The 397-nt window shown below is 51.1% G+C and carries 1 protein-coding gene and 1 pseudogene; both read right to left on the bottom strand.

Features of this window, described 5'->3' with window-relative positions:
* A partial coding sequence (locus tag AC1DT6_RS40640) for a VOC family protein (protein ID WP_477115634.1) occupies window positions 1-206 on the bottom strand: 206 nt, incomplete at its 3' end.
* Between the two features lie 61 nt (window positions 207-267).
* A pseudogene (locus AC1DT6_RS40635) lies at window positions 268-397 on the bottom strand (IS630 family transposase); the annotation flags it as partial.

Genomic DNA, 397 nt, shown 5'->3' with positions numbered 1-397 from the left:
TCGAAGTCCCCTGCAAAGCAATTGAAACTCAGGTAAGCCAGGCGCTTCTGTTCACCCTCATAGAATCTGGCCCAGCAGTGCTGGTCACCGGCAAATACGTCGAGTGAGTTTCCCTTGCGCAGCGGGATCAGTCCGAAAGCGTCGAGAAAGTGCTCGGCCACCGCCAGATCGGGAACCTCCAGCGCGTAGTTATCGATTGAATGCACCGCATGGCTTCTACGACAAGCTCATATATTTGATCAGTTACTAACTTTTCAGAAAGTATTGTCAGGCCGCAGCGTATTGGCACTCCGGCTGGCGAAAGAACGACTTGACTAACTCAGGCAGTCGTTGAATGCGACGTAACGCACTTCTCGCCAATTTCTTCATTTCGTTCTTTCCCTGGACTTGGACTAAA

Source organism: Cupriavidus sp. 01L45 (assembly GCF_056399885.1).
The sequence above is the reverse complement of the archived record's forward strand: the minus strand, read 5'-3'. Positions and strand labels throughout refer to the sequence as shown.